The following is a 22,602-nucleotide window of genomic DNA, read 5'->3' as shown; positions in this document are numbered from 1 at the left end:
CCGGGGGCTTGCTGGAACCTGCACTACCGCGTTTCCAGCCAAACGTCACCCCATGGGAGAAGTACGCTACCACTCACCTTGAGGGCTGCTGAAACATTGAACGTCCAGTAGCCCTCATGATGAGGTGCGAGTTCTTCACGAGCCTCGAACCACGAGGGCGTGCAGCAGGGTCTAGTTCACCGGCCGGCTCGCCCATTCCAGCAAGCTGGCCAGCCCCACAAACGGCACGCCGGCATGCTCGCTCAGCCCCGACGCGCAGGTGCTGACAGTCGAGACGCCCAGCGTACAACCGGCCGGAATGTCCTGCTTGGCAAACCGCGTCGCATGCGCGTTGAGTTCGGGGAAAAATAGTCCCTTGTCACCGGCATAGCCGCAGCACGTGACCGAGCTCAGCACCGCGATTTTCTCCGCACAGGCCGACGCAATCGCCTCGGTCATCGGCTGCTCGCTAAGCCGCTGCGCCGAACAATTGTGGTGCACCGCAACCACCGGCAGCTTGCGGGTAATCGCCAACTTGGGCAGCACATGGCTGATCAGGAACTGCGCCGAATCCAGCACCGGCGCATCGCCCGGAAATTCCCTCAGATGCTTGGCGCAGGTCGAGGCATCGGTCACAACGCTCAGCCGCCCGGCGTCGGATAGCGCCGACAATTCCCGCTTCAGCTCACCACCAACAGCCGCAGCCTGTTCCGGAAAACCCTTGGACTGGAATGGCTGGCCGCAGCATTGCCCGTTAAGATGCTCGGGTATCACCACATCAAACCCAGCCCGCTCCAATAGCGCCAGCATGGCGTCCGGCACTGCCAAAAGGTCATGCTCGCTCTTGGGCGCCCCAAACATGCGCGTGGCGCAGCTCGGGAAATAGACAATCGACTGCCGCCCGGTCTGGGCAATCGGCACCGGAAAACCGGTCCTGCGTGGGTCCTGCCGCGTTTCGGTCGATTTGGGCGACCCCGGCCCGTGATGCAATGCCCGCGACACGCGCGGCACGCGATCACCGCTCAGCCGCCGCGCCGTATCGGTGATCGCTTCTACTGCGCCCCCCGGAATGATCTTGCGCACCACATCGGCCATGCCGACGCCGCCCCGCATCATGGTTTCCACCGCGCCGCGATGATCGCTGACAAAGCCTGCCACCGACCGCGCCGTGCTGCCACGCCGCTGCGTGCGCTGGCCGATAATCATCGTGCCGGTCTCGATACCCACGGGGCATCGCACCGAACACAGGTTGCACGCGGCGCAAGTATCGAGCCCCGGATACTGGAAGTCCTCGTCCAGCCGCTTGAGCCGCGCCGGATCTTCGCCCGACCGGCGCAGCCGCTCGCGTTCGCGCGTCACCGCGATGCGTTGCCGTGGCGATAGCGTCATCTGATGGCTGGGGCAGGCGGGTTCACAAAAACCGCATTCGATGCACAGATCGACCAGCTCATCGGCCAGCGGCATCACCTTGAGGTTCTTGATGTGAACCTTGGCGTCGCGATTGAGCAGCACCCCGGGATTGAGCAGATATTCGGGGTCGAACACCTCCTTGATACGGTACATCAAGGCATAGGCGGTGCTGCCCCATTCGGTCTCGACGAAGGGCGCGATGGCGCGGCCGGTGCCGTGCTCGGCCTTGAGCGAGCCGCCATAGCGGATCGAGACCAGTTCGGAGAGTTCCTGGTTGAACAGGTCGAACTTTTCCGCCGCGTCGGCTTTGGAAAAATCGTCGCTCATCTGGAAGTGCAGATTGCCCGCCAGCGCGTGCCCGAAGATGATCGCATCCTCATAGCCGTGCCGATCCAGCAGGTCGCGCATATCGACGACGAACTCGGCCAACCGGTCGATGGGCGCCGCCACGTCTTCGGTCAGCATCACCGTGCCTTTGGGCCGCGCCGCGCCACCCGAGGTAAAGAACCCCTTGCGCACGTCCCACAGCGCGTCGGAAACCGCCTGTTCGGTCGAAAAATTGATATGGGTTGCCCCGTTGCGCGACAGGATTTCCACTGTCCGCGCTGTCTCGACCGCCAACTCATCGGCCGTCGGCGCCGCCACGTCGATCAACACAGCCGGCGACGTCTCGCTCAGCCATGGCAAAAGCGGCGCCAGCGGCTTGAGATGTTCCACCGTCGCCAGCGCCCGTCGCTCGATATATTCCGCTGCAGTAATGCCGGTGGTCACCTGCACACCGCCATTGGCCATCTCGATAATGGCGCGCCCCGCCGATTGCGGGTCCGGAAACGGCACCAAAGCCGTCGCCTTGAATGGATGCTCGGGAATGGTGTTGTAGGTCACCTCCGACACAAAGCCGAGCGTGCCTTCCGAGCCCACGATAAGGTGGATAAGAATGTCGAGCGGGTCGTGGAAATCGACCAGCGCATTGAGCGAATAGCCCACAGTGTTCTTGATGCGATATTTGTGGCGGATCAGGTCGACCAGCTCACTATCGGCCATCACCTCGCGGTGCAGCTGATGCAGTGTTTCGAGCATGGCGGCATGGCTGATGCGGAAGGCGTCGCAGCTGGCCGGATCGCCCGAATCGAGCACCGTGCCATCCACCAGCACCACACGCAGCCGCGCCATGGTGTAATAGGTGTTGTAGGCCACGCCGCAGCACATGCCGCTCGAATTGTTGTTGACCACGCCACCGATCTTGCAGGTGGCCTGGCTCGCGGGATCGGGCCCGATCTTCTTGTTGAATGGCTTCAGCGCCTTGTTGGCATGAGCCACGATGATCGCTGGTCCCAGCGTAATCTGTTCGGCGCCGGGGTGAATGTTCAGCTTGCGCCAGCCATCGCCCAACACGGCCAGCACGCCATCGGTCACGGCCTGCCCCGAAAGCGAGGTGCCCGCCGCCCGGAAGGTGATCGGCAATCCTTCGGCGCGCGCTGCGGTCATCACCGCGCGCACCTCGTCCTCGGAATTGATGAACACCACGACGGCCGGAATCAGCCGGTAGGAACTGGCGTCCCCGCTCCAGGCATAGGTCATCAATGGGTCGGTATGAATGCGTCCGCGAACCTGCCCCTTGAGGCGGGCGGCAACGCGCTCGCCAGCGGCCTGACGGTCCGGCGTAACGGCTTTCGGCTGGGTCGAAGAAATGGTGGCTTGCTGCATGGTCCAACCACTAACATGTTAGCTGCGGCCGGCAAATGAGTTCTTGGTAGGGGGGCAATCAATTTCGGTCGATGGCGGCGTGCCGTTCACCACACCCTCCAGATACAAAAAAGGTGCGGACCCTTTGGGGGCCCGCACCTTGATGCGTTAGATGTCGACGTCGTCCTCGCCAAGAGCGTCGATCTGCGCGGCAGCTTTGCGGAGGATTTCCGCAGCTTCGCGCTGGCGGTCTTCGCCGCCATGCTTGGCCTTCTTGATGGCGGCCTTGAGCTCTTTTCGGGCGTCATTGAGCTCGGGCACCACATCCTTGATGTCGCGGTCGGCCGGGCCTTCATTCTGCTCCTGCCAAAACCGCGGTCCGCCGGGGCCACGGCCGCCACGCGGACCATGTTCGGGGCCACGACCACGATGGGGCGGTTCATTGCCGCCTTCAGGGCCACCCTCGCGGCCAAATGGCCAGTCGGCCTTGGCGAATTCACGGAAGCGGTTCACCTGCTCGCCGGCCTTGGCGAGAAACGCCAGAGTCGATTCGATGGCTTCGCGATTGTCCGCCAGATGCGCCCGGCCTTCGTCGGTGATGGTGTAGAGCTTTTTATTGCCGTCCACTTCCGAGGTTACATAGCCGGCTTCTTCCAAAAAGGTCAGAGCCGGATAAACGATGCCGGGGCTTGGGGCGTAGAACCCGCCCGACTTTTCCTCGACGGCCTTGATCAGGTCATAGCCATGGCGAGGCTGCTGCTCGATCAGATAGAGCGCGACGAGGCGCAGATCGCCCGATGCGAGCATGCGTCCGATGCGGAAATTGCCACCCATATTGCCCCAGCCTTCTCCACTCTCGATGCCAGAAGCGAAGCGCCCCCAGCCACGACGCGCCATGGCTTCCATACGGCGCCAGTTTGGTTCGTCATTGTTCCAGTTATTTCCCATGATGGGTCTCCGATATATCTTGTGTTCCATTGCAACAACAGATCGGCGCGCCTTCAAGTGATTTCAAGATATATCTTAAGATAGTTTTTGGCGAGTGTTTTGCCGCGCATCGGCCAAAGAAAAATCCCGCCCGGAAAACCCCGGACGGGATGAATAAGGAATAGGGAATGGGGTCGGGCGCTTAAAGGATCGGCGCCGGGGCGTTGTCGCGGTCGAACTGCCCATATTTGCGATAGCGATACATATAGGTCGGCAGGATAGTATCCATCGCCACCGGCGCAATGCCGAACGCGGCAAAGCTGCGCTTGTCTTTGATCGCGACGTCCGACACCACGTTGTCGACGCCCAGCAGATCTACCTGGTCGGCGGTGATCAGCGGCTTGAATGGCAGGATGGCAAAGGGCAAAGCCATCATCTTGGCGATCCCTGCGGGCAGTGGCAGCATCGGGCGCTTGCGCGCCGTTTCGCGTTGCACACGCTCCATCAATTGCCGATAGGTTTCGATCTGTGGCCCGCCAAGCTCGTAAATCCGGCCGGTCTTGACCTTGCCCTCGGCGGCCATGACGAAAGCCTCGGCCACATCACCCACATAGGCAGGCTGGAACAGCGTATCGCCACCGATCAGCGGCAATACGGGGAACATGCGAGACAGGGCGCCCATCAGATTGAAAAAGCCATCGCCCTGACCGAACAGGATCGAGGGCCGCATGATGACCGCATCTGGGAACGCTTCGAGCACAGCCGCTTCACCGGCCAGCTTGCTGGCAGCGTACTGGCTGACCTCGGCAGCCTTGTCGACGCCCAGCGCCGACATATGGACCAGCGCCGTTGCGCCCGCTGCCTTGGCAGCTTTTGCCACATTGGCTGCGCCATCGACATGCACGGCCTCAAAGGTCTGCGCGCCGCTGCTATGGCCAACGCCAACCAGATTGATCACGAGATCAGCGCCGCGCACGGCGTGCTGTACCGATGCCAGATTGCGCACATTGGCCTGGATCGGCTGAACCTGTCCGACGCTGCCGAACATTTTGACCTGACCGGCCAGATTGGGTCGGCGCACGGCAACGCGCACGCGGTGCCCATTGCGGGCCAGCAATTGCACGATCTGGGTGCCGACAAATCCCGCACCACCGAAAACGGTCACGAGTTTGGGTTCAAGGCGATCCATCTTGGGCTCCGGCAACAGGCATAAATCGTCCCCGCTTCTATCCCAAGCCCGCCGCCGCTGTCGAGGCCCGGCATGGGAATCAGCTTGACTCGGACGCTTATATGTTCTTGTTTTGTTCTATATTTTATCGAGGAGGGCACTATGCCCGAAGCCAAAACCTATAATGGCCAATGCCATTGCGGCGCTGTCCGCTACACCGCCGCCACCGATTTTGCCGGTCTCGGCGATTGCAATTGTTCGCGCTGTCGGCGCCTGGGCTGGGTCATGCAGGCCGTTCCTGCCGAAAATTTCAAGCTTGAGCGCGGCGAAGACAATCTGACGCTCTATCATTTCAATACCGACACTATCGATCACCTGTTCTGCAAGACCTGTGGTATCGAGTCGTTCTCCCGCGGCTCGGACGGCAAAGGAGCGCAAACCGTGATGATCAACGTCAACTGCCTTGAGGGCGCTCCGCCCATCGATCACAGTGCCATCAAGCACTGGGATGGGGCTAACTGGTAGAGAACCGGAAAACCTTCACAAACCTGATTGACATAAGGCGGCAGGCCCCCTAGTTAAGCCGCGCCTGCCCAGATGGCGGAATTGGTAGACGCGCACGGTTCAGGTCCGTGTACCGCAAGGTGTGGAAGTTCGAGTCTTCTTCTGGGCACCAAGTTTTAAACCCCGGTCACGACGAAAGTCGCGGCCGGGGTTTTTGGTTTCTGGGCGGTGTGGCCAGGAGGGCCGCTCTTGGTGCGGTGTTCAGCAGCCCTCATGGTGAGGTGCGAGTTCTTCACGAGCCTCGAACCACGAGGGCCTGCCCTAAATCCCTCAGCTCGTCCGACCTTCCACGCCCCCTGCAACCAGCGACCCCGACACCCCGTTTCGCCTTTCCAACGCCCCGATGCTGTGCCATCACGGTTGCAACGCTAAGTTCGAGAGCCATTCATGACCATCCGACTACACCGCGGCGACCTGCCTGACCTTTCCCGTTATGGCCGCGAAGTGGCGATCGATACCGAAACAATGGGCCTGCACCCCCATCGCGACCGTCTTTGCGTCGTCCAGCTGTCGCCCGGCGATGGCAGCGCTGACATTATCCAGATCCCGCAGGACGCCAACGAAGCACCCAATCTGGTCAAGCTCCTGAGCGATCCCGGCGTCACCAAGATTTTCCACTACGCGCGCTTTGACGTCGCTGTGCTCAAGAACCGATTCAATGTCGTGACCGGCCCAATCTACTGCACCAAGATCGCCAGCAAACTGGTGCGGACCTACACCGACCGGCATGGCCTCAAAGACCTGTCGCGCGAACTTCTCAACGTGGATATGTCCAAACAGCAACAGAGTTCGGACTGGGGCGCCGACAAGCTCAGCGACGCCCAACTCGACTACGCCGCCTCCGACGTCCTCTACCTCCACGACCTCAAACGCCACCTCGACCGCATGCTCAAGCGCGAAGGCCGCATGGAACTGGCGCAGCAATGCTTTGATTTTCTCAAGACGCGCTGCGAACTGGATCTGCTGGGCTGGGACGAAACAGACATTTTTGCTCATAGCTAAAGCCACGGAGCGGCGATGACCCTGCATGGTGATGCAGCACAACGGCTCAGGACCTACCAGCGTCTGACCACGCGCAATCGCGTCGTCGCCGTTCTGCGCATTGCCGTGCCTCTGCTCGGCTTGATCGCCCTCGTTGGCCTCGTCGTCCAGATCTACATCTCAAGCATCAGCGGCCGCTTCGGCGTCGGCCAGATTACCGTGACGTCCGACACAATCACCGTGCAGGCGCCACGCTATTCGGGCGTGCTGGACAACGGCACGACCTATACTGTGACGGCACGCGCGGCCCAGTCGGTGATTGCGTCGAGTGAGCTCATCAACTTGGTCGATGCCCATCTGGTGATGACCCGCCCCGACGGAACCATCATGACCGTCGATGCGCCCGCGGCGGTGCTCGATACCAACACTGAGCTGGTAACGATCAAAGACGTGGCCAATGTCAGCAATTCGCTTGGCACTGTTGGCACGATCTATGAATCGGTGTTTGACTATCAGACCCAGAAGCTGGCCGGTGAAGGACCTGTCGACATAGACTATGCCGACGGCACCAAAATAATTGCTCAAGGCATAACTTACAATGCCGTAGAGTTGATCTGGACTTTCAAACACGCCACCGTCACTTTGCCTGACACGCCCGGAGCCAAACCTCAATGACCAAGCGCCTGTTACTGATCGCTGCGCTATCCCTGCTGTCCATGCCCGCCTGGGCTCAGCAGAAGGTCGAGATAACTGCAGATGTTTTCACTGTTGAGGAGTCTGCCTCAGAGGCCGTGTTCACCGGCAATGTCGTGGTCATCCACCCCAGCGTCAAAGTTTGGGCAGACAAGGTCGTTGCGATCTACGGCGCAGCCGGCCCCAGCGACATCGAAAGTTTTGTGGCCACTGGCAAGGTGGTCAAGCTCGTAACACCTGAACAAACAGCCACTGGTGAGCGCGCCGTATTTACCCCGGGTGATCAATTGCTCCGGTTGACTGGCAATGTCCTGGTAGTGAATTCCGGCGGAACGGTCGGTTCTCAGGAACTCGTGGTGAACCTTGAGACCAACGTTTCCACCTTCACCAGCTCCGGCGGTGGCCGCGTGACGGGGATATTCAACTCGCAATGACCTCCGCAGCCGAGAAGCCTCGCATTGACCAGACCGGTTGGCTGGTAGCCCATAGCCTTGCAAAGAGCTTCGGCAAGCGCGTCGTTGTGCGCGATGTGTCGATCGCTGTGCGCCGGGGTGAGGCCGTGGGGCTGCTCGGTCCCAACGGTGCGGGCAAGACCACCGTTTTCACCATGATCATGGGGTTGGTAAAGCCCGACGCCGGTAGCATCAATCTCGATGGCCGGGCCATTACCCATCTGCCGCTATTTCAGCGCGGGCGGCTGGGCATTGGCTATCTGCCGCAGGAGCCATCGATTTTCCGTGGGTTGTCCGTCACCGGCAACATCATGGCCGTGCTCGAAAACCACGTCAAAGGCCGGGGCGAGCGCAAGGCGCGGCTTGAGGCGCTGCTCGAAGAATTTTCTATCCAGCATCTCGCAAAAGCCAATGCACTGGCGCTGTCGGGTGGCGAGCGCCGCCGCGTCGAAATCGCCCGGGCTCTCGCCGCCGATCCTGTCTTCATGCTGCTCGACGAACCCTTTGCCGGTGTGGACCCCATTGCTGTGGCCGAGGTCAAGGGGCTGGTGCGGCAACTCACCAAGCGCGGCATCGGCGTGCTGATCACCGACCACGCCGTGCGCGAAACGCTGGGCCTCGTCGACCGCGCCTATGTGATCCACGGCGGCAAGGTGATGATCCAGGGCAAGCCCGAAACCATCAGCGCCGACCCCGACGCCCGCCGCGTTTATCTGGGCGAGGGCTTCGAGCTTTAGGCGGGAGTGTTCTTGCTCTCCTTGAGCGCATTCCGGCACCAATACCCACTTGGCACAGAACTTGCCCTTGCGCTTGATCCTTGCCCAAAAATCAGTCATGGTCCGCGCGGGAAATCGCCGGAAACGGCGGGTATTTTGCGCTAAAGGTCTCTGTTCTAATGGCTCTTTCGCCGCGTCTTGAGTTTCGCCAGGCCCAAAGCCTGACGCTGACGCCGCAACTGATGCAGTCTATCCGGCTGCTGCAGCTGAGCCACCTTGAGCTCAACGACTTCGTCGATGCCGAACTGTTGCGCAACCCGCTGCTGGAGCGCGAGGACGGCGCCGAACCCGGTGAACCCGAGCCCACCGAAGCCCCCGAGCGCTCCACCGAAATCAGCGCCTACGAGGACACCGTCGATCGCGGCGACCGCATTCAGGACGCCGATTCTATCGCTGACGGCTATGACACAGCGGTCGAAAACGTCTTCCCCGATCAGGGTGCCCAGGATCAACTCAATCCGCAAAGCCGGCTTGATCGAAACGGGTCCAGCGAAAGCGGCGAAGCGCCCGATATCGACCAGTTCGTCGCCTCAAAACCATTGCTCAGCGAGCACCTCGAAAACCAGGCCAATATGATCCTGCGCACCACGGCCGATCGGCTGATTGCGGTGCACCTGATCGATAGCCTCAACGAGGCCGGCTATCTCACCACCGAACTGTCGGCCATCGCCGACCAGCTGGGCGCGGAACTGGCCGATATCGAGGCCGTGCTGGATGCCTTGCAGGGCAGCGATCCGGTTGGCGTCTTCGCGCGCTCGGTGCCGGAATGTCTCGCGATCCAGCTGCGTGATCGCGACCGGCTGGACCCTATGATGCTGTCTTTGCTTGATAATATCGCTCTGCTTGCCAGCCACGACATGGCCGGTCTGATGCAGACCGTCGGTTGTGATCGCGAAGATCTCAATGACATGCTGGCGGAAATTCGCCAGCTCGATCCACGCCCCGGTCTAGCCTTCGATAGCGGTCCGGTCGAATCGGTTGTGCCCGACGTTTTCGTGCGCCGTGGTCCCGATGGCGCCTGGTTGATCGAGCTCAATATCGAGGTTTTGCCAAAGGTTCTGGTCAATCGCGTCTATTACACGACGGTTACCCGCAAGGCCCGCGACAGCGCCGAAAAGACCTTCCTGTCCGAGTGTCTGGCGACCGCCAACTGGCTGACCAAGAGCCTCGATCAGCGAGCACAGACAATCCTCAAAGTGGCTGCCGAAATCGTGCGCCAACAGGACGGTTTTCTGACCCACGGCATCGCCCATCTCAAGCCGATGACGCTCAAAATGGTCGCTGAAACCATCGATATGCATGAATCGACCGTTAGCCGCGTCACCTCGAACAAATATATCGCCACGCCGCGCGGCCTGTTCGAGATGAAGTACTTTTTCACCACCGCCATTGCCTCAAGCGATGGCGGCAGCGATCACTCGGCCGAGGCGGTGCGCCACCGTATTCGCCAGCTGATTGACGCCGAAGTGATCAGCGATGTGCTGTCTGACGACACCATCGCCGAAATGCTGAAAAAAGAGCAGGGCATCGACGTCGCCCGCCGCACGGTCGCCAAGTACCGCGAAGGCATGAACATCCCGTCGTCGGTGATGCGGCGGCGGCAAAAGAAAAATCTCGAAGCCGCTTTGGTCCGGTAAGACTTCGCGGTGAGCCGCTAAAGCCAGCTCAAATCACCCGGCCCCTCAATCGCACGGCGAAGGCTAAGGCCATTGTGTGGCGAAGTCCAAACGATAAACGAACCCCATGGGGGCTTTGCGCATTGCGTCAGTGACGCTGGCGGGTCTAGCATCATGGCTGATGCTCGCCCACATGAAGGTGTGCAGCAGACGTGATCCCGAAAATCCGGGAGCCGGCTTTTCGAGATCCTCGCGTCGAACCAAGAACGACACAAGGAAGAGGAAGCCATGACTTTACGCGTTTCGGGAAAGAACATGGATGTCGGCGATGCCCTGCGTGGCAAAGCTGAAGATCATTTTGCAGCCGTGGTCGGGAAATATTTCGACGGCGGCTATGATGGACACCTGACCCTTACACCCGATGGCATCGGCTTTCGCGCCGACTGTGTAGTGCACCTCGATTCTGGCGCCACCCTGCAGGCGAGCGCCATGGGCGGCGACGCCACCAGTGCCTATGAAGTGATGGCGCTCAATATCGAAAAACGCCTGCGTCGCTACAATCGCAAACTCAAGCAGCGCCCCCGTGGCGCCAACGGATCGGCCGACGGCACGACCGCGCAATACACAGTTTTTGGCGCTGGTGACGAGCTTGATGAACTGGATGAAGACTATGCTCCACCGGTCATTGCCGAGACCACAAAAAACCTGCGCCAGCTGAGCGTGGAGGAGGCTGTTATGGAGCTGGACCTGACCGGCGGACAGGTTGTGATGTTCCGTCATGCTGGACATGGCGGCCTGAATGTGGTTTACCGCCGCTCCGACGGCAATATTGGCTGGATCGATCCAGCTCTCGGGACCAATTAATGCTCCCGATGCCACAATCTAGCGTAGTTGATCCAGGGCAGATTTTATGGAATTGGCCGATATCCTGGCTGAGCGCGCTGTGCTTTGTTGCGCAGGCGTAGAAACGAAACGCCAGTTATTTGAACGTCTTGCCGAACGTGCGGCGGAACTGACCGGTCACCCGGTAGCGGATATTCTTGAAGCTATCGTGAACCGGGAAGAATTGGGCTCGACTGGCCTGGGGAATGGTATCGCCATCCCCCATGGCAAGATTGCCGGGCTCAAGGAAGTTACCGCTCTGTTCGCGCGGCTGGACAAGCCGATCGAGTTCGATGCGGTTGACGACCAGCCGGTCGATCTCGTGGTCATGCTGCTTGCGCCAACTGGCTCGGGTGCAGATCACCTGAAGGCTCTTTCACGCGTGGCGCGCATGTTGCGCACCGAATCCGTGGTGGATGAGCTGCGGGGCATCAGTGATCCCGCGCAGTTGCGCGAAGTGCTGATCGCTCCTTCCGAAGACCACTACGCCGCCTGATACTCGGGCGCGCTGAAACAATTAGGCCCCGGACCATGGTCCGGGGCCTTTATCATTTCAGGGGGCTCAAAACTCAGTGCAGAGTCGCAAGACCCAAATTCTTGTCGCCCAGCCAGTCCACCACGGCGTCTTCGGTATCGGTCACCAGAAGTGGGGTGCCGTCAGCGGACATCACCAGCTGATAATCAGCGCTGTCCTCAAATTCGGCATCGTGAATCATGGTTGAAAGAATGGCGCCGCTCACTGGCCGTACATAGGCCACCGCATCGCCGCCAAGCGCAGCGAACTGGGCGCGCGTCAGTGATTTAAGCGGATGGATCAGCGTTTCGGCCATCGTGTCATAATTGCGTTTTTCGTACATGTGTCGGCCCTTTCCTCATACTGAGCGAATATCGATACGTCGGGCGATCTTGAGCGTCCGGGGACGCTCTATAGCAACAACGAGCATACCATGCCCTAAAGTTGCATCTTTCACGATCATGCCATCGGCTAAAAGGAACGATCGCTGGAATTGGCGCGCCGCAATGCCGCGGTGCAGAAATTCCCGTCCGGCCTCGTCCTTCTGCTTGCCCCGGACAACCACCTGGTTGTCTTCGGCCAGCACCTCAAGTTCTTCCTGGCTAAAGCCGGCGACGGCTATGGAAACCAAAAAGCGCTCGGTGCCTTCGGCATCGGTAGCACGCTCGATATTGTAGGGCGGGTAGCCGTCGGCGGACTTGGCCAACCGATCGACGCGCTCCTCAAAGCTGTCAAAGCCCAGAAGAAATGGAGCGGAAAACACCGAAATACGCGACATCCACGCCGTCCTTGATCATCAAGCAACGTATCGGCGCCGACCCATTTGAACTTGGCATCGGGCGCCTGCGGCAGATATGGGACAAGGTGCCGTCCCATTCAAGAGTGTGCGGCACGTCGATTTGACGCGCCGCGCGCCAGCATCGTTCGGCAACAGCCGGGTCACTATCCGCAAGTCGCCTGAACCAGCTTGCCGTCCGTGTCGATCTCAAGGTTGAGCCGCTCTGCGCGATAATCCATCGTGACCGCCTGGCCCGACGTGTAAATGCGCACCAGCCCCTTGGACTGTACCGGCAGGCCGCCCACCGTGACATCGCTGGCTGAGGTGCCGGTTACCGGCTGGCCCGCCGCGCCTTGCAAAGTTGAGGCGCCGCAATCGGCTATGCCCGAGCCGCCCGGCCGCTGCGCCGAAGCGCCTGTACAACCGACCAGCAACACAGCTAGTCCCAGAACGCCCAATCCAGAAACAATCTTTGTTGCCATTTGTAACCTCCCAAGTTCCAGCCAAGGCTGGCCTCACATCCTCGGCAGAATTGCGGCGGCCGGGCGCATAGTCAATCAGACCTGCCCTTTTCACCGCTCAGCAAACGCGCTCTATAGCGATCAAGGATTTAAGCCTGAGCGGACCGGATATGGATCAGACTGTCGCTATCATCACCCCAGCTTGGAAGGCCGAGGACACCATCGTCACCACGGTTCAGAGTGTCCTCGCGCAAACCTATCCCGATTGGCAGCTTTGGCTGATTGCCGACGACGGCGCCGACTACGAAGCGTTCCTGGCCAACGCCGGCATCAGCGATACGCGCATCCGCTATCTATCGAGCGGCGGCACGGGCAGGGGGGCGTCCAATACCCGCAATGTGGCGCTTGATCAGTTGCAGACGTCCTACGCGGCCATTCTCGATGCCGATGACCGTCTCAAGCCGCAAAAGCTCGAACGCGCTGTCGCGGCGCTCTCAGGGCACGCCATCGTCACCACAGCGCTCGATGTGATGACCGACCGGTTCGCCCATTTGCGCTATGTCGGGGATGGCCCCGACCGCGAACTTATGCCCGGCGGGCATAAGTGGGTTTCGCTCTCGATGGATTCGATGCTGGTCTGGGATCGGCGCAAGACCGATGGGCGCTATGACGCGACCATGAGCAACATGACCGACCTCGAATTCCTGCTGCAGCTCTACCGCACCGCGCCAACCTCGATGCATCTGGGCACGCCGCTACACGACTACGTCAAGCGATCCACCTCGATGAGCAATGGCGCCAATGTCGCCGCCGGCATGATTGCCTCAAAAACCGAAATCCTGCGCCGACTGCAAACCGGCCATTACGGGCTACCGCAAAACGAGGTCGATGGCGTTGCCGCGTTTCTCACCATCTCGCTTGAGGCCGAAGCGCTCTACGGTGCCGCTCTTGCGGCTCAGCCGGGTCTGCTGTTTGAAGATCACTTGCAGCCCATGCTGGCGGGTAAAGAAAAAGGCGGCCACTAAGGGCCGCCCGGATGTTTTGCTAAAATGTGCTGTTAGAGAGCGAACAGCGTCACGCTGGCGCCGCCCCCGGCTTCAATGCCGACGATCTGATCAACGGTAAAACCCTGATCCGAGATCGAGCGCAGCAGGAACTGATTGTTCTTGATGCGCTGCTGAACCGAAGCAACGTCATTGTCGAACGACAGGGTGCGGGCTTCGGCATCGTTCACCGTGAGAACAGTGGCGTAACGAGCGTTGCCGATCTGGTCGAGCGAGTTGATGCCGCCCATGACGTCGAATGGGTTGGCCGCAAATGCGGTCGAAACACCGGTCAGCATGACAGCGGAAATGGCGATGGCTTTGAACATTTTCATAATGAATTCCTTTGTTTAACGCTTGCCCGGCAATTATCGAGCTCACAGGGAATTACGGGTTCACCGCCAGAATGGTTTCAGCACTGGGTGGTTTTTGTCGAACACTTTCTTATTATTGTCCGCGCAAACGCCTGCAAAACCGGGCCGTTACGCCGGTCAGAAAAAACGAAGCGGACCAGTTCTTCTGACTTTGAAACCCAACAGACCTGCCTAACCTTCGAGCAGCAGGGTGACGATGTCGTCGTGGATCGCCTGCCATTCGGCATCGCTGAACGGGTAGAGCGCAAAGCCACGCACCACGAACGCACCTTCGGCCGCCAACAGCGCCAACCTGGCTTTGCGGCCGCGCTGGGTCGCCGGATCGAGATGGTTGAACAGCTCCCGGTAAAACTCGCGCGAGCTTTCCTGATAGGCGGGTGAGCGGATGAAACTGGCCATCAGCGCTATGGCGCGGGCGTGGGTCGCCGCATCTTCATGCCGGTTGGCGTCGACATGGGCGAGGATTTGCACGCCCGGTCGGTCGCCCTCGCGCTCCAGATAGGCGGCAACCAGCCGGTCATAGGACGCGGTAACCCGCTCCATCAACGCGTCGATCAGCGCATCCTTGGTGACAAACGCATAGAGCACGCCGCCCTTGCTGACCTGCGCCTCCTTGGCGACCGCATCCATGGTGAGGCTGGCCGGACCATCGCGCAGCACGACTTTTTCGGCGGCGTCCAGCAATGCACCCCGATCAATTGTCTGGCGTCGGCCCATTTTTATCCCTTTTCAAACCGTCTGGACGGATATATATCCCCGCCTCCCTTATCGCAAACAATTATGCGCCAACGCAAAGAGGTTTTTGATGTCTTCCCCCCGCAACCGCTGGCTCGTCCTGCTTGCCGTCATGATGGCGTTTACGCCCATCGTGATCGACATGACGATCCTGCACATCGCTGTTCCCTTGCTGACGCTGGCCCTCGGCGCGACGGGCACGGAGATATTGTGGATCATCGACATCTACCCGCTGATGATGGCGGGCCTGCTCGTGCCGATGGGGACCTTGGCGGACAAGATCGGCCATCGCCGTATGCTGCTGACGGGTCTGGCGATCTTTTTGGTCGCGTCCATCGCGGCAGCCTTCGCGCCGACCGCCGCTATGCTGATCGGCGCCCGCGTGCTGTTGGCCTTCGGCGCGTCCATGGTCATGCCGTCCGTTTTGGCCACCATCCGTCACACCTTCGAGGATAGCCGCGAGCGCGGCATTGCGCTGGGTCTGTGGGGCACGGTCGGCTCAGCCGGCGCGGCCATGGGTCCGCTGGCCGGCGGCTTCCTGCTGGAGCATTTCTGGTGGGGTTCGGTCTTCCTCATCAACGTGCCGGTGATGCTGGTTGTCTGGCCGCTGGCATACTTCACCATTCCGAAGCGCAAGCCCGATGGCGGCGGCAACTGGACCATCGGGCAGGCTCTGCTCCTGATCGCGGGTCTGATCGCCAGCGTCTACGCCATCAAGTCCGGCTTCAAGAGCGGCACCGCTCCACTGATCACCGGCGTCACGCTCATGGCAGGGCTTGGTCTGCTGGCCCTGTTCGCGCGCCAGCAACTGCGCTCGACCTCGCCCATGCTCGACCTGACCCTCTTTGCGCGTCCGGCGATCAGCATGGGCATGGTCATTGCGCTGGTCGTGTCCGGTTCGCTTGCAGGTGTGGAACTCACCATTGCGCAGGAACTGCAGTTCGTCGTCGGGCGCTCTCCGCTCGAAGCCGGTCTGTTCATGATGCCGTTGGTCATCGCCTCGGCCGTCGGTGGGCCACTGGCCGGTTATCTCACCTCTGCGGTGGGCTTGCGCGCTGTGGCCGTGATGTCGCTTGCGGTTGCGGCGGCAAGCCTTGCTGGCCTCGGTATCAGCGATTTCCACAATCCCGGCATCGGCGTGATCGTGCTGATGGTGGCCCTGGGCCTCTCGCTCAGCATTGGCCTGACGGCATCGTCCATTGCCATCATGGGGAGCGCACCAGTCGAAAAGGCGGGCGCTGCGGGTTCGCTCGAAGCGACGGGCTATGAGCTCGGCGCGGGCTTGGGCATCACCTTCTTTGGTGTGCTGCTTTCGGCCAGCTATGCTTCCTCGATTCGGCTGCCATCCGGTCTTGTCGATCTACCTGCCAATACCAGCCATTCCATCGGTGAAACCATGACGGCGGCCAGCCAGATTGGCGGCGCCGATGGGCAGGCGCTGATCGAGGCGGCTGGAAATGCGTTTTCCAGTGCGCATGCCATGGTGCTGCTGACAGCGGCGGGCCTGATCGGTATTCTCTCCGTTGTGGTGCTGGTCGCCTTGCGCAATTACCGTGAGCCGGTGGGTCAGAATGCAGCCCATTGAGGCGTCCGGGGCTTGCCACTTTCCCGGTTTGCCCCTATAGAGCCCACTTCTCCGGATCGCCCGGCCAAAAGGCATGCCGTGGCGATCTCTGAATGCGATGGGCCCAAATCCATCCGATCTCTTATAAGGACCCGCAAAATGCCCAAGATGAAGACGAAGTCTGGCGCCAAAAAGCGCTTCAGCTTCACAGCGACCGGTCGTGTTAAGGCAGGCGTCGCCGGCAAGCGCCACCGCCTGATCAACCACAACGCCAAGTACATCCGCACGAACCGCGGCACCAAGATCCTGTCCAAGGGCGACGAGGGTCTGGTCAAGTGGTACATGCCGTACAACCGCTAACGCTGAAGGGAAGCTGACACATGTCACGCGTTAAAAGAGGCGTTACCAATCACGCCCGTCATAAGAAGGTTTTGAAGGCTGCGGAGGGCTATTATGGCCGCCGTAAGTCTACGATCCGTATCGCCAAGCAGGCCGTCGAAAAGGCTGGCCAGTACGCGTACCGCGATCGTCGCGTCAAGAAGCGCAATTTCCGCGCTCTTTGGATCCAGCGTATCAACGCAGCAGTGCGTGACTACGGTCTGACCTATGGCCGATTTATCGACGGCCTCAGCAAGGCTGAGGTTGCCGTTGACCGCAAGGTGCTGAGCGATCTCGCGATCACCCAGCCAGAAGCGTTCGGCGTGCTGGTCGCTAAGGCCAAGGCCGCTCTCGCGTATCTCGAAGGGATCGATAAGACGACCCACGAGCGCGTTACCGCCTAACTCTCCCCAGCCTGGCTGAGGTCGAAATTGACGCCTTGCGCTGCCCCAAAAGGGCTGGCGCGGGGCGTTTTTGTTTGGTCTATAGCGCACTGTATTTCCCGTAAGACCTCATGGTGAGCTTGTCGAACCACGAGGTCGGTCACACCAAGCCTGCCATGGCCTCGTCCTTCGACAGGCTCAGGATGAGGCCCACTGAGAGTTTTCGATGTCCCTCGATAGCCAAATCGACACCCTCCGCGCCGAACTGTCGGCCGCCATTGCAGCTGCCGCTGACGAGGCCGCGCTCGATGCCGTGCGTGTTGCAGCCCTCGGCAAAAAGGGCAGCGTCTCGGCGCTGCTGGCTTCGCTCGGCTCGATGGCCGCAGAAGATCGAAAGTCTGCCGGCCCGGCCATCAACGGTCTCAAGGTCGAAATCGCAGGTCTGATCGATACCAAGTCCACCGCGCTGAAATCCGCCGCGCTCGACGCCCGTCTCAAGGCCGAAACCGTCGACGTCACCCTGCCGTTGCAGCCAGCGCCGACCGCCAAGGGCCGCATCCACCCGATCAGCCAGACCATTGACGAGATCACCGCGATCTTTTCGGATATGGGCTTCTCGATTGCCGAAGGTCCCGATATCGAGACCGACTATTACAATTTCACCGCGCTGAATTTCCCCGAAGGCCATCCGGCCCGCGAAATGCACGACACGTTTTTCATGAAGCCCGGTGCGGACGGCGTCAAAAAAGTGCTGCGGACCCACACCTCGCCGGTGCAGGTCCGCGTCATGCAGCAGACCAATGAAAAGCCTGCCGCGAGCTACATCACACCCGCCATGGAGCCACCGATCCGCGTGGTGATGCCCGGCCGTACCTATCGTAACGACAGCGACCAGACCCACACCCCGATGTTCCATCAGGTCGAAGGTCTGGTCATCGACAAGTCGAGCCATATCGGCCAGCTGCGCTGGGTGCTTGAGGAATTCCTCAAGGCCTATTTCGAGGTGCCAAACGTCACGCTGCGCTTCCGCCCGAGCTTTTTCCCGTTCACCGAGCCATCGATGGAAGTCGACGTGCAATGCGATCGCTCGGGCAATGAGGTCAAGATCGGCGAAGGCAATGACTGGCTCGAAATTCTGGGTTGCGGCATGGTCCATCCCAATGTGATCCGCAGCGCCGGTCTCGATCCCGACGTCTACCAGGGCTTTGCCTGGGGCATGGGCATCGACCGGATCGCAATGCTCAAATACGGCATGCCCGATCTGCGCGCGTTCTTCGACGCCGACCAGCGCTGGCTCGACCATTACGGTTTCCGCCCGCTTGATCTGCCAACCCTGTTTGGTGGCCTGAGCAGCTAAAGCCAATGAACCGGAACGGTTGGACCGAAATCTGGGGCGAACTCAACCCGACTGAGCGGCTGCAAAGCGAGCTTGGTCTGGTTGAGGGCCACTACCGGATGGAGCCAACCGATATCCGGTTCAATCTGACCGACCCGATCTATGGAGAACAAAAGCCGTTTGCCGAGGAAATCGTGACCGATCTGGTGAGCGGCGCCCAATGGCGCGCCTGCATCACCGAGATCACCAACGGCGTCTACGCCATCCTCTACCAACCGGCCGTCCCTGCAAAATGAGCAACCTACCGCCCCACTATGCCAGTGCCATCCAGTTCAGCTTCGGGGACTCTCCCGCGCTGGCCGATGAATTGCTGTCGCTGGTGCTGGCCGGCAAGAAAACCGCCACCTGCGGCGCTCTGCGCGACTATGGCGCGGGCAAGGAACCTATGCCGGTCGTTGGTCGGCGCGATGTGGTGCTCAATGGCGCTGGCGAACCGGCCGCCGTCATCGAAACGCTCTCGCTTGATTTCAAGCGCTTCGACGAGGTGGAGCCCAGTTTCTCCGACCGCGAAGGCGAAGGGCCCTATGCCAAGTGGCGCGCCGAGCACGAAGCCTATTTCGCCCGCAATGGCGGCTTTTCGCCCGATATGGAACTGGTCTGCGAACGCTTCCGGCTGGTCGAAGTGCTGCCGGCCGGTCGCCCGGTTTACAATCAGGTCGCCTCGCCCATCTTTATCGTCACCGATATCGAAAGCGACGGCCCCACCCCGCTGCACAATTCCATGCTGAGCTTTGCCTCGGTCGCCATCGAGGCCGATGGCACGCACCACGGCACCTTCGAAGCCCAGCTGTTGCAGCGCCCCGACCGCACCACCAACGAGCAGACCATGGCCTGGTGGGCCACCCAGCCCGACGCCTGGGCCGCGACCACCGCCAATGCCGAGGCCCCGTCTGTCGTTATGCCGCGCTTTGCCGATTGGGTCGAAAACCTGCCCGGCCCAAAAGTCTTCGTCGCTGCCCCCATGGTGTTCGACGGCCTGTGGATGGACCATTATCTCGACGAATTTGCTGGCACCCGCGTGCTGAGCGGTCCGTTCAAGCAGCGCCAGATTTTCCGTGGTGGCGGCATCTGCCTTTACACCATGGCCTGCACATTGCGCGGCGCGCCCTATCTCGATTGGGGCATGAGCAAGCTACCAGCCGAATTTTACGGGCACATCGCCCACACCCATCTCGCGATCGACGATGCCAATGGCTTTGCCAATGTCCTCGTTGAACTGTTCAAAATCTCTCGTGCGTTGCCCGCCATCACCGGCTCCGCCAGCGACTTCCGTTAAAGGCCGAAAACATGAAATTCACCCTCGACTGGCTCAAGGAACACCTCGATACCGACGCGTCGGCCGACGAAATCGGCAAGACGCTGACCGCGATTGGCCTCGAACTCGAAGGCGTCGAAGATCAGGGCAAGGCGCTGTCGAGCTTTGTAACGGCCCATATCGTTTCCGCCGAACAGCATCCCAATGCCGACAAGCTCCGCGTCTGCAAGGTCGATGCCGGCACCGGCGAATTGATCGATGTCGTCTGCGGGGCCCCAAATGCCCGCACCGGCCTCAAGACGGTGTTCGCCTTCCCCGGTACTTATATTCCGGGCAAGGACATGACCATCGGCAAGGGCAATATCCGTGGGCAAGTGTCAAACGGCATGCTCTGCTCGGCCGCCGAGCTTGAACTCAGCAACGATCACGACGGCATCATCGAGCTGCCTACTGATGCTCCCATCGGCGTCAAATATACCGACTTCGCCGGCATTGACGGTGTGGTGTTCGACATTTCCATTACGCCAAACCGTGGCGACGCCACTGGCGTCTACGGCATTGCGCGCGATCTGGCCGCCTTCGGCCTCGGCACGCTCAAAACCACCGACATGTCGCCGATCCCGTCCGAGGGCCCGAGCAGCATTGCGCCACTGCCGCAGCTTTTCTCTGCCGACGAGCCCAAGACCATCCGCAAATTCGGCGGCCGCCTGATCAAAAACGTCAAGAACGGCCCATCCCCCGATTGGCTGCAGCAGCGCCTGCGCGCCGTTGGCCTGCGTCCGATCAACGCCATTGTCGACATCACCAATTGGGTGTCGCTCGGCTGGGGACGCCCGCTGCACGCCTATGATGCCGACAAGCTCAATGGCCAGCCCGTGCTGCGCAATGCCCGCCCCGGCGAGACGCTGGACGCCCTCGACAACAAGATCTACCTGCTTGACGAGACCATGACTGTTATCGCCGACGAGACCGGCCCGCTCTGCCTCGGCGGCATCATGGGCGGCATTCGCTCCGGATCGACCGACGAGACCGTCAACGTCTTCATGGAATGCGCCAGCTGGGACCCCGAACTGGTCGCCCGCACCGGCCGCAAGACAGGCATTGTCTCGGACGCCCGCTATCGCCTCGAGCGCAATGTCGATCCTGCGCTGACAGAACCCGGCCTTGAACTGGCCACCCGCCTCGTGCTCGAACTCTGCGGCGGCGAGCCGATGGAGCCTGCGATTTCGGGCGACGACGTCTTCCCCAATACCGTCGTCGAATTCCCCATCACCGAAGTCAAACGCCTGACGGGTCTCTCTGTCGAGCCGATGATCATCACCGCCATCCTCTCCCGCCTCGGCTTCGAGATCTCCGGCAAGGGCGACGTGCTGACCGTCAAAGTGCCAAGCTGGCGCCCCGACGTCACGCAAAAGGCCGACCTCGTCGAAGAAGTCATGCGCATGGTGGGCGTCGACAATGTCCCCGTCGAGCCACTGCCACGCCTCAATCACGTCGCGCCGCGCATGCTGACCACCATCCAGAACCGTCGCCGCATCGCGCGTCGGTCGCTGGCTGCCCGTGGTCTTGATGAAGCGGTCACCTGGTCCTTCATTTCCAATGCCGAAGCCACCCGTTTCGGCGGCGGTCAGGAAAGCCTGCAGCTGGCCAATGCCATCGCGTCGGACATGACCGACATGCGCCCCTCGCTCCTGCCGGGCCTGCTCGCCGCCGCCCGCCGCAATGCCAATCGCGGTCTGGCTGATATCGCCCAGTTCGAAGTCGGTCAGGTCTTCCTTTCGGACAAGCCGGAGGGCCAGCACACCTATGCCACCGGCATCCGCACCGGTTCGGCCAAGCTCGGCGGTTCGGGCCGTCATTGGTCTGCCAAGGAACAGTCGGTCGGCGTGTTCGACGCCAAGGCAGATTTGGGCGCCGTGCTCGATGCGCTGGGCTATGACATCGACAAGATGCAGGTCCTCGCCGAACCCGCGCCCTGGAGCCATCCCGGTCGCGGCGGCCGCGTCGCCCAGGGCCCAAAAACCATCGCCTGGTTTGGTGAACTGCACCCCGCCTGGGCGACAGAACTCGATCTCGACGGCCCCGTCGCCGCCTTCGAACTCGACCTCGACGCGCTGCCCGAGCCCCGCAAGAAGGCCACCAAGACCAAGTCGGCGCTTGATCTCTCAAGCCTGATGCCCCTGACCCGCGACTTCGCCTTCGTCGTCGACAAGGCCATCACCGCCGGCGCCATACTCAAAGCCGCCCGCGGCGCCGACAAGACGCTGATCAAGGACGTCAATGTGTTCGACGTCTTTGAAGGCACGCACGTTGGCGAAGGCAAAAAGTCCGTCGCCATCGAAGTGACGCTCCAGCCTGTCGACAAGACCCTGACCGACGAAGACATCGAAAAAGTCTCCGCCGCCATCATCGCCGCCGTCACCAAACAATCCGGCGGTGTGCTGCGGGCGTAACGAACACACCTTCGTGGTCACGAGGGCTACTCTTGATGCGATATTCCAGCAGCCCTCATGGTGAGGTGGGAGCGCAGCCACCCTCGAACCACGAGGGCGTGGCACAGTATTGCCCACACATCGGACCCACCCTC

The 22,602-nt window shown here is 60.9% G+C and carries 23 protein-coding genes, 1 tRNA gene and 1 pseudogene; 17 read left to right on the top strand and 8 right to left on the bottom strand.

Translation table 11 applies throughout. The features are described 5' to 3' along the window. Positions 1 to 171: 171 nt before the first annotated feature. The 3 genes from ABIE28_RS17265 to ABIE28_RS17255 all read right to left on the bottom strand — a co-directional run bounded on the left by ABIE28_RS17265 (position 172) and on the right by ABIE28_RS17255 (position 5,191). Positions 172 to 3,096: an FAD-binding and (Fe-S)-binding domain-containing protein gene (locus tag ABIE28_RS17265; protein ID WP_354065064.1), complete on the bottom strand. Its 2,925-nt coding sequence runs from the start codon at positions 3,094 to 3,096 to the stop codon at positions 172 to 174. A 147-nt stretch (positions 3,097 to 3,243) separates the two neighbouring features. After that, positions 3,244 to 4,023 (bottom strand): PadR family transcriptional regulator, encoded by a 780-nt coding sequence (locus tag ABIE28_RS17260; RefSeq protein WP_354065062.1) that lies wholly within the window; start codon positions 4,021 to 4,023, stop codon positions 3,244 to 3,246. Between the two features lie 181 nt (positions 4,024 to 4,204). Continuing rightward, positions 4,205 to 5,191, bottom strand: coding sequence for a complex I NDUFA9 subunit family protein (locus ABIE28_RS17255; protein WP_354065060.1), 987 nt, complete (start codon positions 5,189 to 5,191; stop codon positions 4,205 to 4,207). Positions 5,192 to 5,332: 141 nt separating this feature from the next. On the opposite strand from ABIE28_RS17255, the gene ABIE28_RS17250 reads away from it, so the two are divergent. The 9 genes and pseudogenes from ABIE28_RS17250 to ABIE28_RS17210 all read left to right on the top strand — a co-directional run bounded on the left by ABIE28_RS17250 (position 5,333) and on the right by ABIE28_RS17210 (position 11,630). Further along, positions 5,333 to 5,695, top strand: a complete 363-nt coding sequence (locus ABIE28_RS17250; protein ID WP_354065058.1) for a GFA family protein — start codon at positions 5,333 to 5,335, stop codon at positions 5,693 to 5,695. Between the two features lie 66 nt (positions 5,696 to 5,761). Further along, positions 5,762 to 5,846: transfer RNA gene (locus tag ABIE28_RS17245), tRNA-Leu, on the top strand. Positions 5,847 to 6,121: 275 nt separating this feature from the next. Beyond that, a complete protein-coding gene (locus tag ABIE28_RS17240; RefSeq protein WP_354065056.1) occupies positions 6,122 to 6,736 on the top strand; it encodes a ribonuclease D in 615 nt (204 codons plus the stop codon). Positions 6,737 to 6,751: 15 nt separating this feature from the next. Further along, the gene (locus tag ABIE28_RS17235; RefSeq protein ID WP_354065054.1) at positions 6,752 to 7,390 is read left to right on the top strand and encodes a hypothetical protein; all 639 of its coding nucleotides are present in this window, start codon (positions 6,752 to 6,754) and stop codon (positions 7,388 to 7,390) included. Further along, positions 7,387 to 7,842, top strand: coding sequence for an LptA/OstA family protein (locus ABIE28_RS17230; RefSeq protein ID WP_354065052.1), 456 nt, complete (start codon positions 7,387 to 7,389; stop codon positions 7,840 to 7,842). The genes ABIE28_RS17235 and ABIE28_RS17230 overlap by 4 nt, the downstream gene beginning before the upstream one ends. 35 nt (positions 7,843 to 7,877) lie before the next feature. Further along, positions 7,878 to 8,597: pseudogene (gene lptB / locus ABIE28_RS17225) on the top strand (LPS export ABC transporter ATP-binding protein); the annotation flags it as partial. Positions 8,598 to 8,755: 158 nt separating this feature from the next. Then, entirely contained in the window at positions 8,756 to 10,273 is a 1,518-nt protein-coding gene (rpoN, locus tag ABIE28_RS17220; RefSeq protein WP_354065050.1) for an RNA polymerase factor sigma-54, read from the top strand. A gap of 267 nt (positions 10,274 to 10,540) precedes the next feature. Beyond that, positions 10,541 to 11,116, top strand: coding sequence for a ribosome hibernation promotion factor (locus tag ABIE28_RS17215; protein WP_354065048.1), 576 nt, complete (start codon positions 10,541 to 10,543; stop codon positions 11,114 to 11,116). 46 nt (positions 11,117 to 11,162) lie between these two features. Next, positions 11,163 to 11,630 (top strand): PTS sugar transporter subunit IIA, encoded by a 468-nt coding sequence (locus ABIE28_RS17210; RefSeq protein WP_354065046.1) that lies wholly within the window; start codon positions 11,163 to 11,165, stop codon positions 11,628 to 11,630. Between the two features lie 73 nt (positions 11,631 to 11,703). Here ABIE28_RS17210 and ABIE28_RS17205 read toward each other — a convergent pair whose 3' ends face one another. The 3 genes from ABIE28_RS17205 to ABIE28_RS17195 form a co-directional block, all read right to left on the bottom strand. Next, complete coding sequence (locus ABIE28_RS17205; protein ID WP_354065044.1) at positions 11,704 to 11,991, bottom strand: DUF1150 family protein; 288 nt, start codon at positions 11,989 to 11,991, stop codon at positions 11,704 to 11,706. Positions 11,992 to 12,006: 15 nt separating this feature from the next. After that, positions 12,007 to 12,426, bottom strand: coding sequence for an Hsp20 family protein (locus ABIE28_RS17200; RefSeq protein ID WP_354065042.1), 420 nt, complete (start codon positions 12,424 to 12,426; stop codon positions 12,007 to 12,009). 164 nt (positions 12,427 to 12,590) lie between these two features. Next, entirely contained in the window at positions 12,591 to 12,908 is a 318-nt protein-coding gene (locus tag ABIE28_RS17195) for an I78 family peptidase inhibitor (RefSeq protein WP_354065040.1), read from the bottom strand. 149 nt (positions 12,909 to 13,057) lie between these two features. Between ABIE28_RS17195 and ABIE28_RS17190 the strand changes: the two genes are divergently transcribed. Next, a complete protein-coding gene (locus tag ABIE28_RS17190) occupies positions 13,058 to 13,912 on the top strand; it encodes a glycosyltransferase family 2 protein (protein ID WP_354065038.1) in 855 nt (284 codons plus the stop codon). Positions 13,913 to 13,944: 32 nt separating this feature from the next. Here the strand turns inward: ABIE28_RS17190 and ABIE28_RS17185 are convergent, their stop codons facing one another. Continuing rightward, entirely contained in the window at positions 13,945 to 14,265 is a 321-nt protein-coding gene (locus tag ABIE28_RS17185) for a hypothetical protein (RefSeq protein WP_354065036.1), read from the bottom strand. Between the two features lie 210 nt (positions 14,266 to 14,475). Next, complete coding sequence (locus ABIE28_RS17180) at positions 14,476 to 15,021, bottom strand: TetR/AcrR family transcriptional regulator (protein WP_354065035.1); 546 nt, start codon at positions 15,019 to 15,021, stop codon at positions 14,476 to 14,478. Positions 15,022 to 15,109: 88 nt separating this feature from the next. Between ABIE28_RS17180 and ABIE28_RS17175 the strand changes: the two genes are divergently transcribed. The 7 genes from ABIE28_RS17175 to pheT all read left to right on the top strand — a co-directional run bounded on the left by ABIE28_RS17175 (position 15,110) and on the right by pheT (position 22,468). Continuing rightward, positions 15,110 to 16,624: an MFS transporter gene (locus tag ABIE28_RS17175; protein WP_354065034.1), complete on the top strand. Its 1,515-nt coding sequence runs from the start codon at positions 15,110 to 15,112 to the stop codon at positions 16,622 to 16,624. A 138-nt stretch (positions 16,625 to 16,762) separates the two neighbouring features. Beyond that, on the top strand, positions 16,763 to 16,963 hold the full coding sequence (gene rpmI / locus ABIE28_RS17170) for a 50S ribosomal protein L35 (protein WP_035099236.1): 201 nt from the start codon (positions 16,763 to 16,765) through the stop codon (positions 16,961 to 16,963). A gap of 20 nt (positions 16,964 to 16,983) precedes the next feature. Then, positions 16,984 to 17,385, top strand: coding sequence for a 50S ribosomal protein L20 (gene rplT / locus ABIE28_RS17165; RefSeq protein ID WP_354065032.1), 402 nt, complete (start codon positions 16,984 to 16,986; stop codon positions 17,383 to 17,385). 205 nt (positions 17,386 to 17,590) lie between these two features. Beyond that, complete coding sequence (pheS, locus tag ABIE28_RS17160) at positions 17,591 to 18,721, top strand: phenylalanine--tRNA ligase subunit alpha (RefSeq protein WP_354065030.1); 1,131 nt, start codon at positions 17,591 to 17,593, stop codon at positions 18,719 to 18,721. Positions 18,722 to 18,726: 5 nt separating this feature from the next. Beyond that, complete coding sequence (locus tag ABIE28_RS17155) at positions 18,727 to 18,996, top strand: hypothetical protein (protein ID WP_354065029.1); 270 nt, start codon at positions 18,727 to 18,729, stop codon at positions 18,994 to 18,996. Then, the gene (locus tag ABIE28_RS17150) at positions 18,993 to 20,036 is read left to right on the top strand and encodes an ASCH domain-containing protein (protein ID WP_354065027.1); all 1,044 of its coding nucleotides are present in this window, start codon (positions 18,993 to 18,995) and stop codon (positions 20,034 to 20,036) included. The genes ABIE28_RS17155 and ABIE28_RS17150 overlap by 4 nt, the downstream gene beginning before the upstream one ends. Positions 20,037 to 20,047: 11 nt before the next feature. Beyond that, the gene (gene pheT / locus ABIE28_RS17145) at positions 20,048 to 22,468 is read left to right on the top strand and encodes a phenylalanine--tRNA ligase subunit beta (RefSeq protein ID WP_354065025.1); all 2,421 of its coding nucleotides are present in this window, start codon (positions 20,048 to 20,050) and stop codon (positions 22,466 to 22,468) included. The last annotated feature ends 134 nt before the right edge of the window (positions 22,469 to 22,602 follow it).

It is taken from the genome of Devosia sp. 2618 (assembly GCF_040546815.1).
Taxonomy (GTDB): domain Bacteria; phylum Pseudomonadota; class Alphaproteobacteria; order Rhizobiales; family Devosiaceae; genus Devosia.
This window is presented reverse-complemented; position numbering and strand designations above follow the sequence as displayed.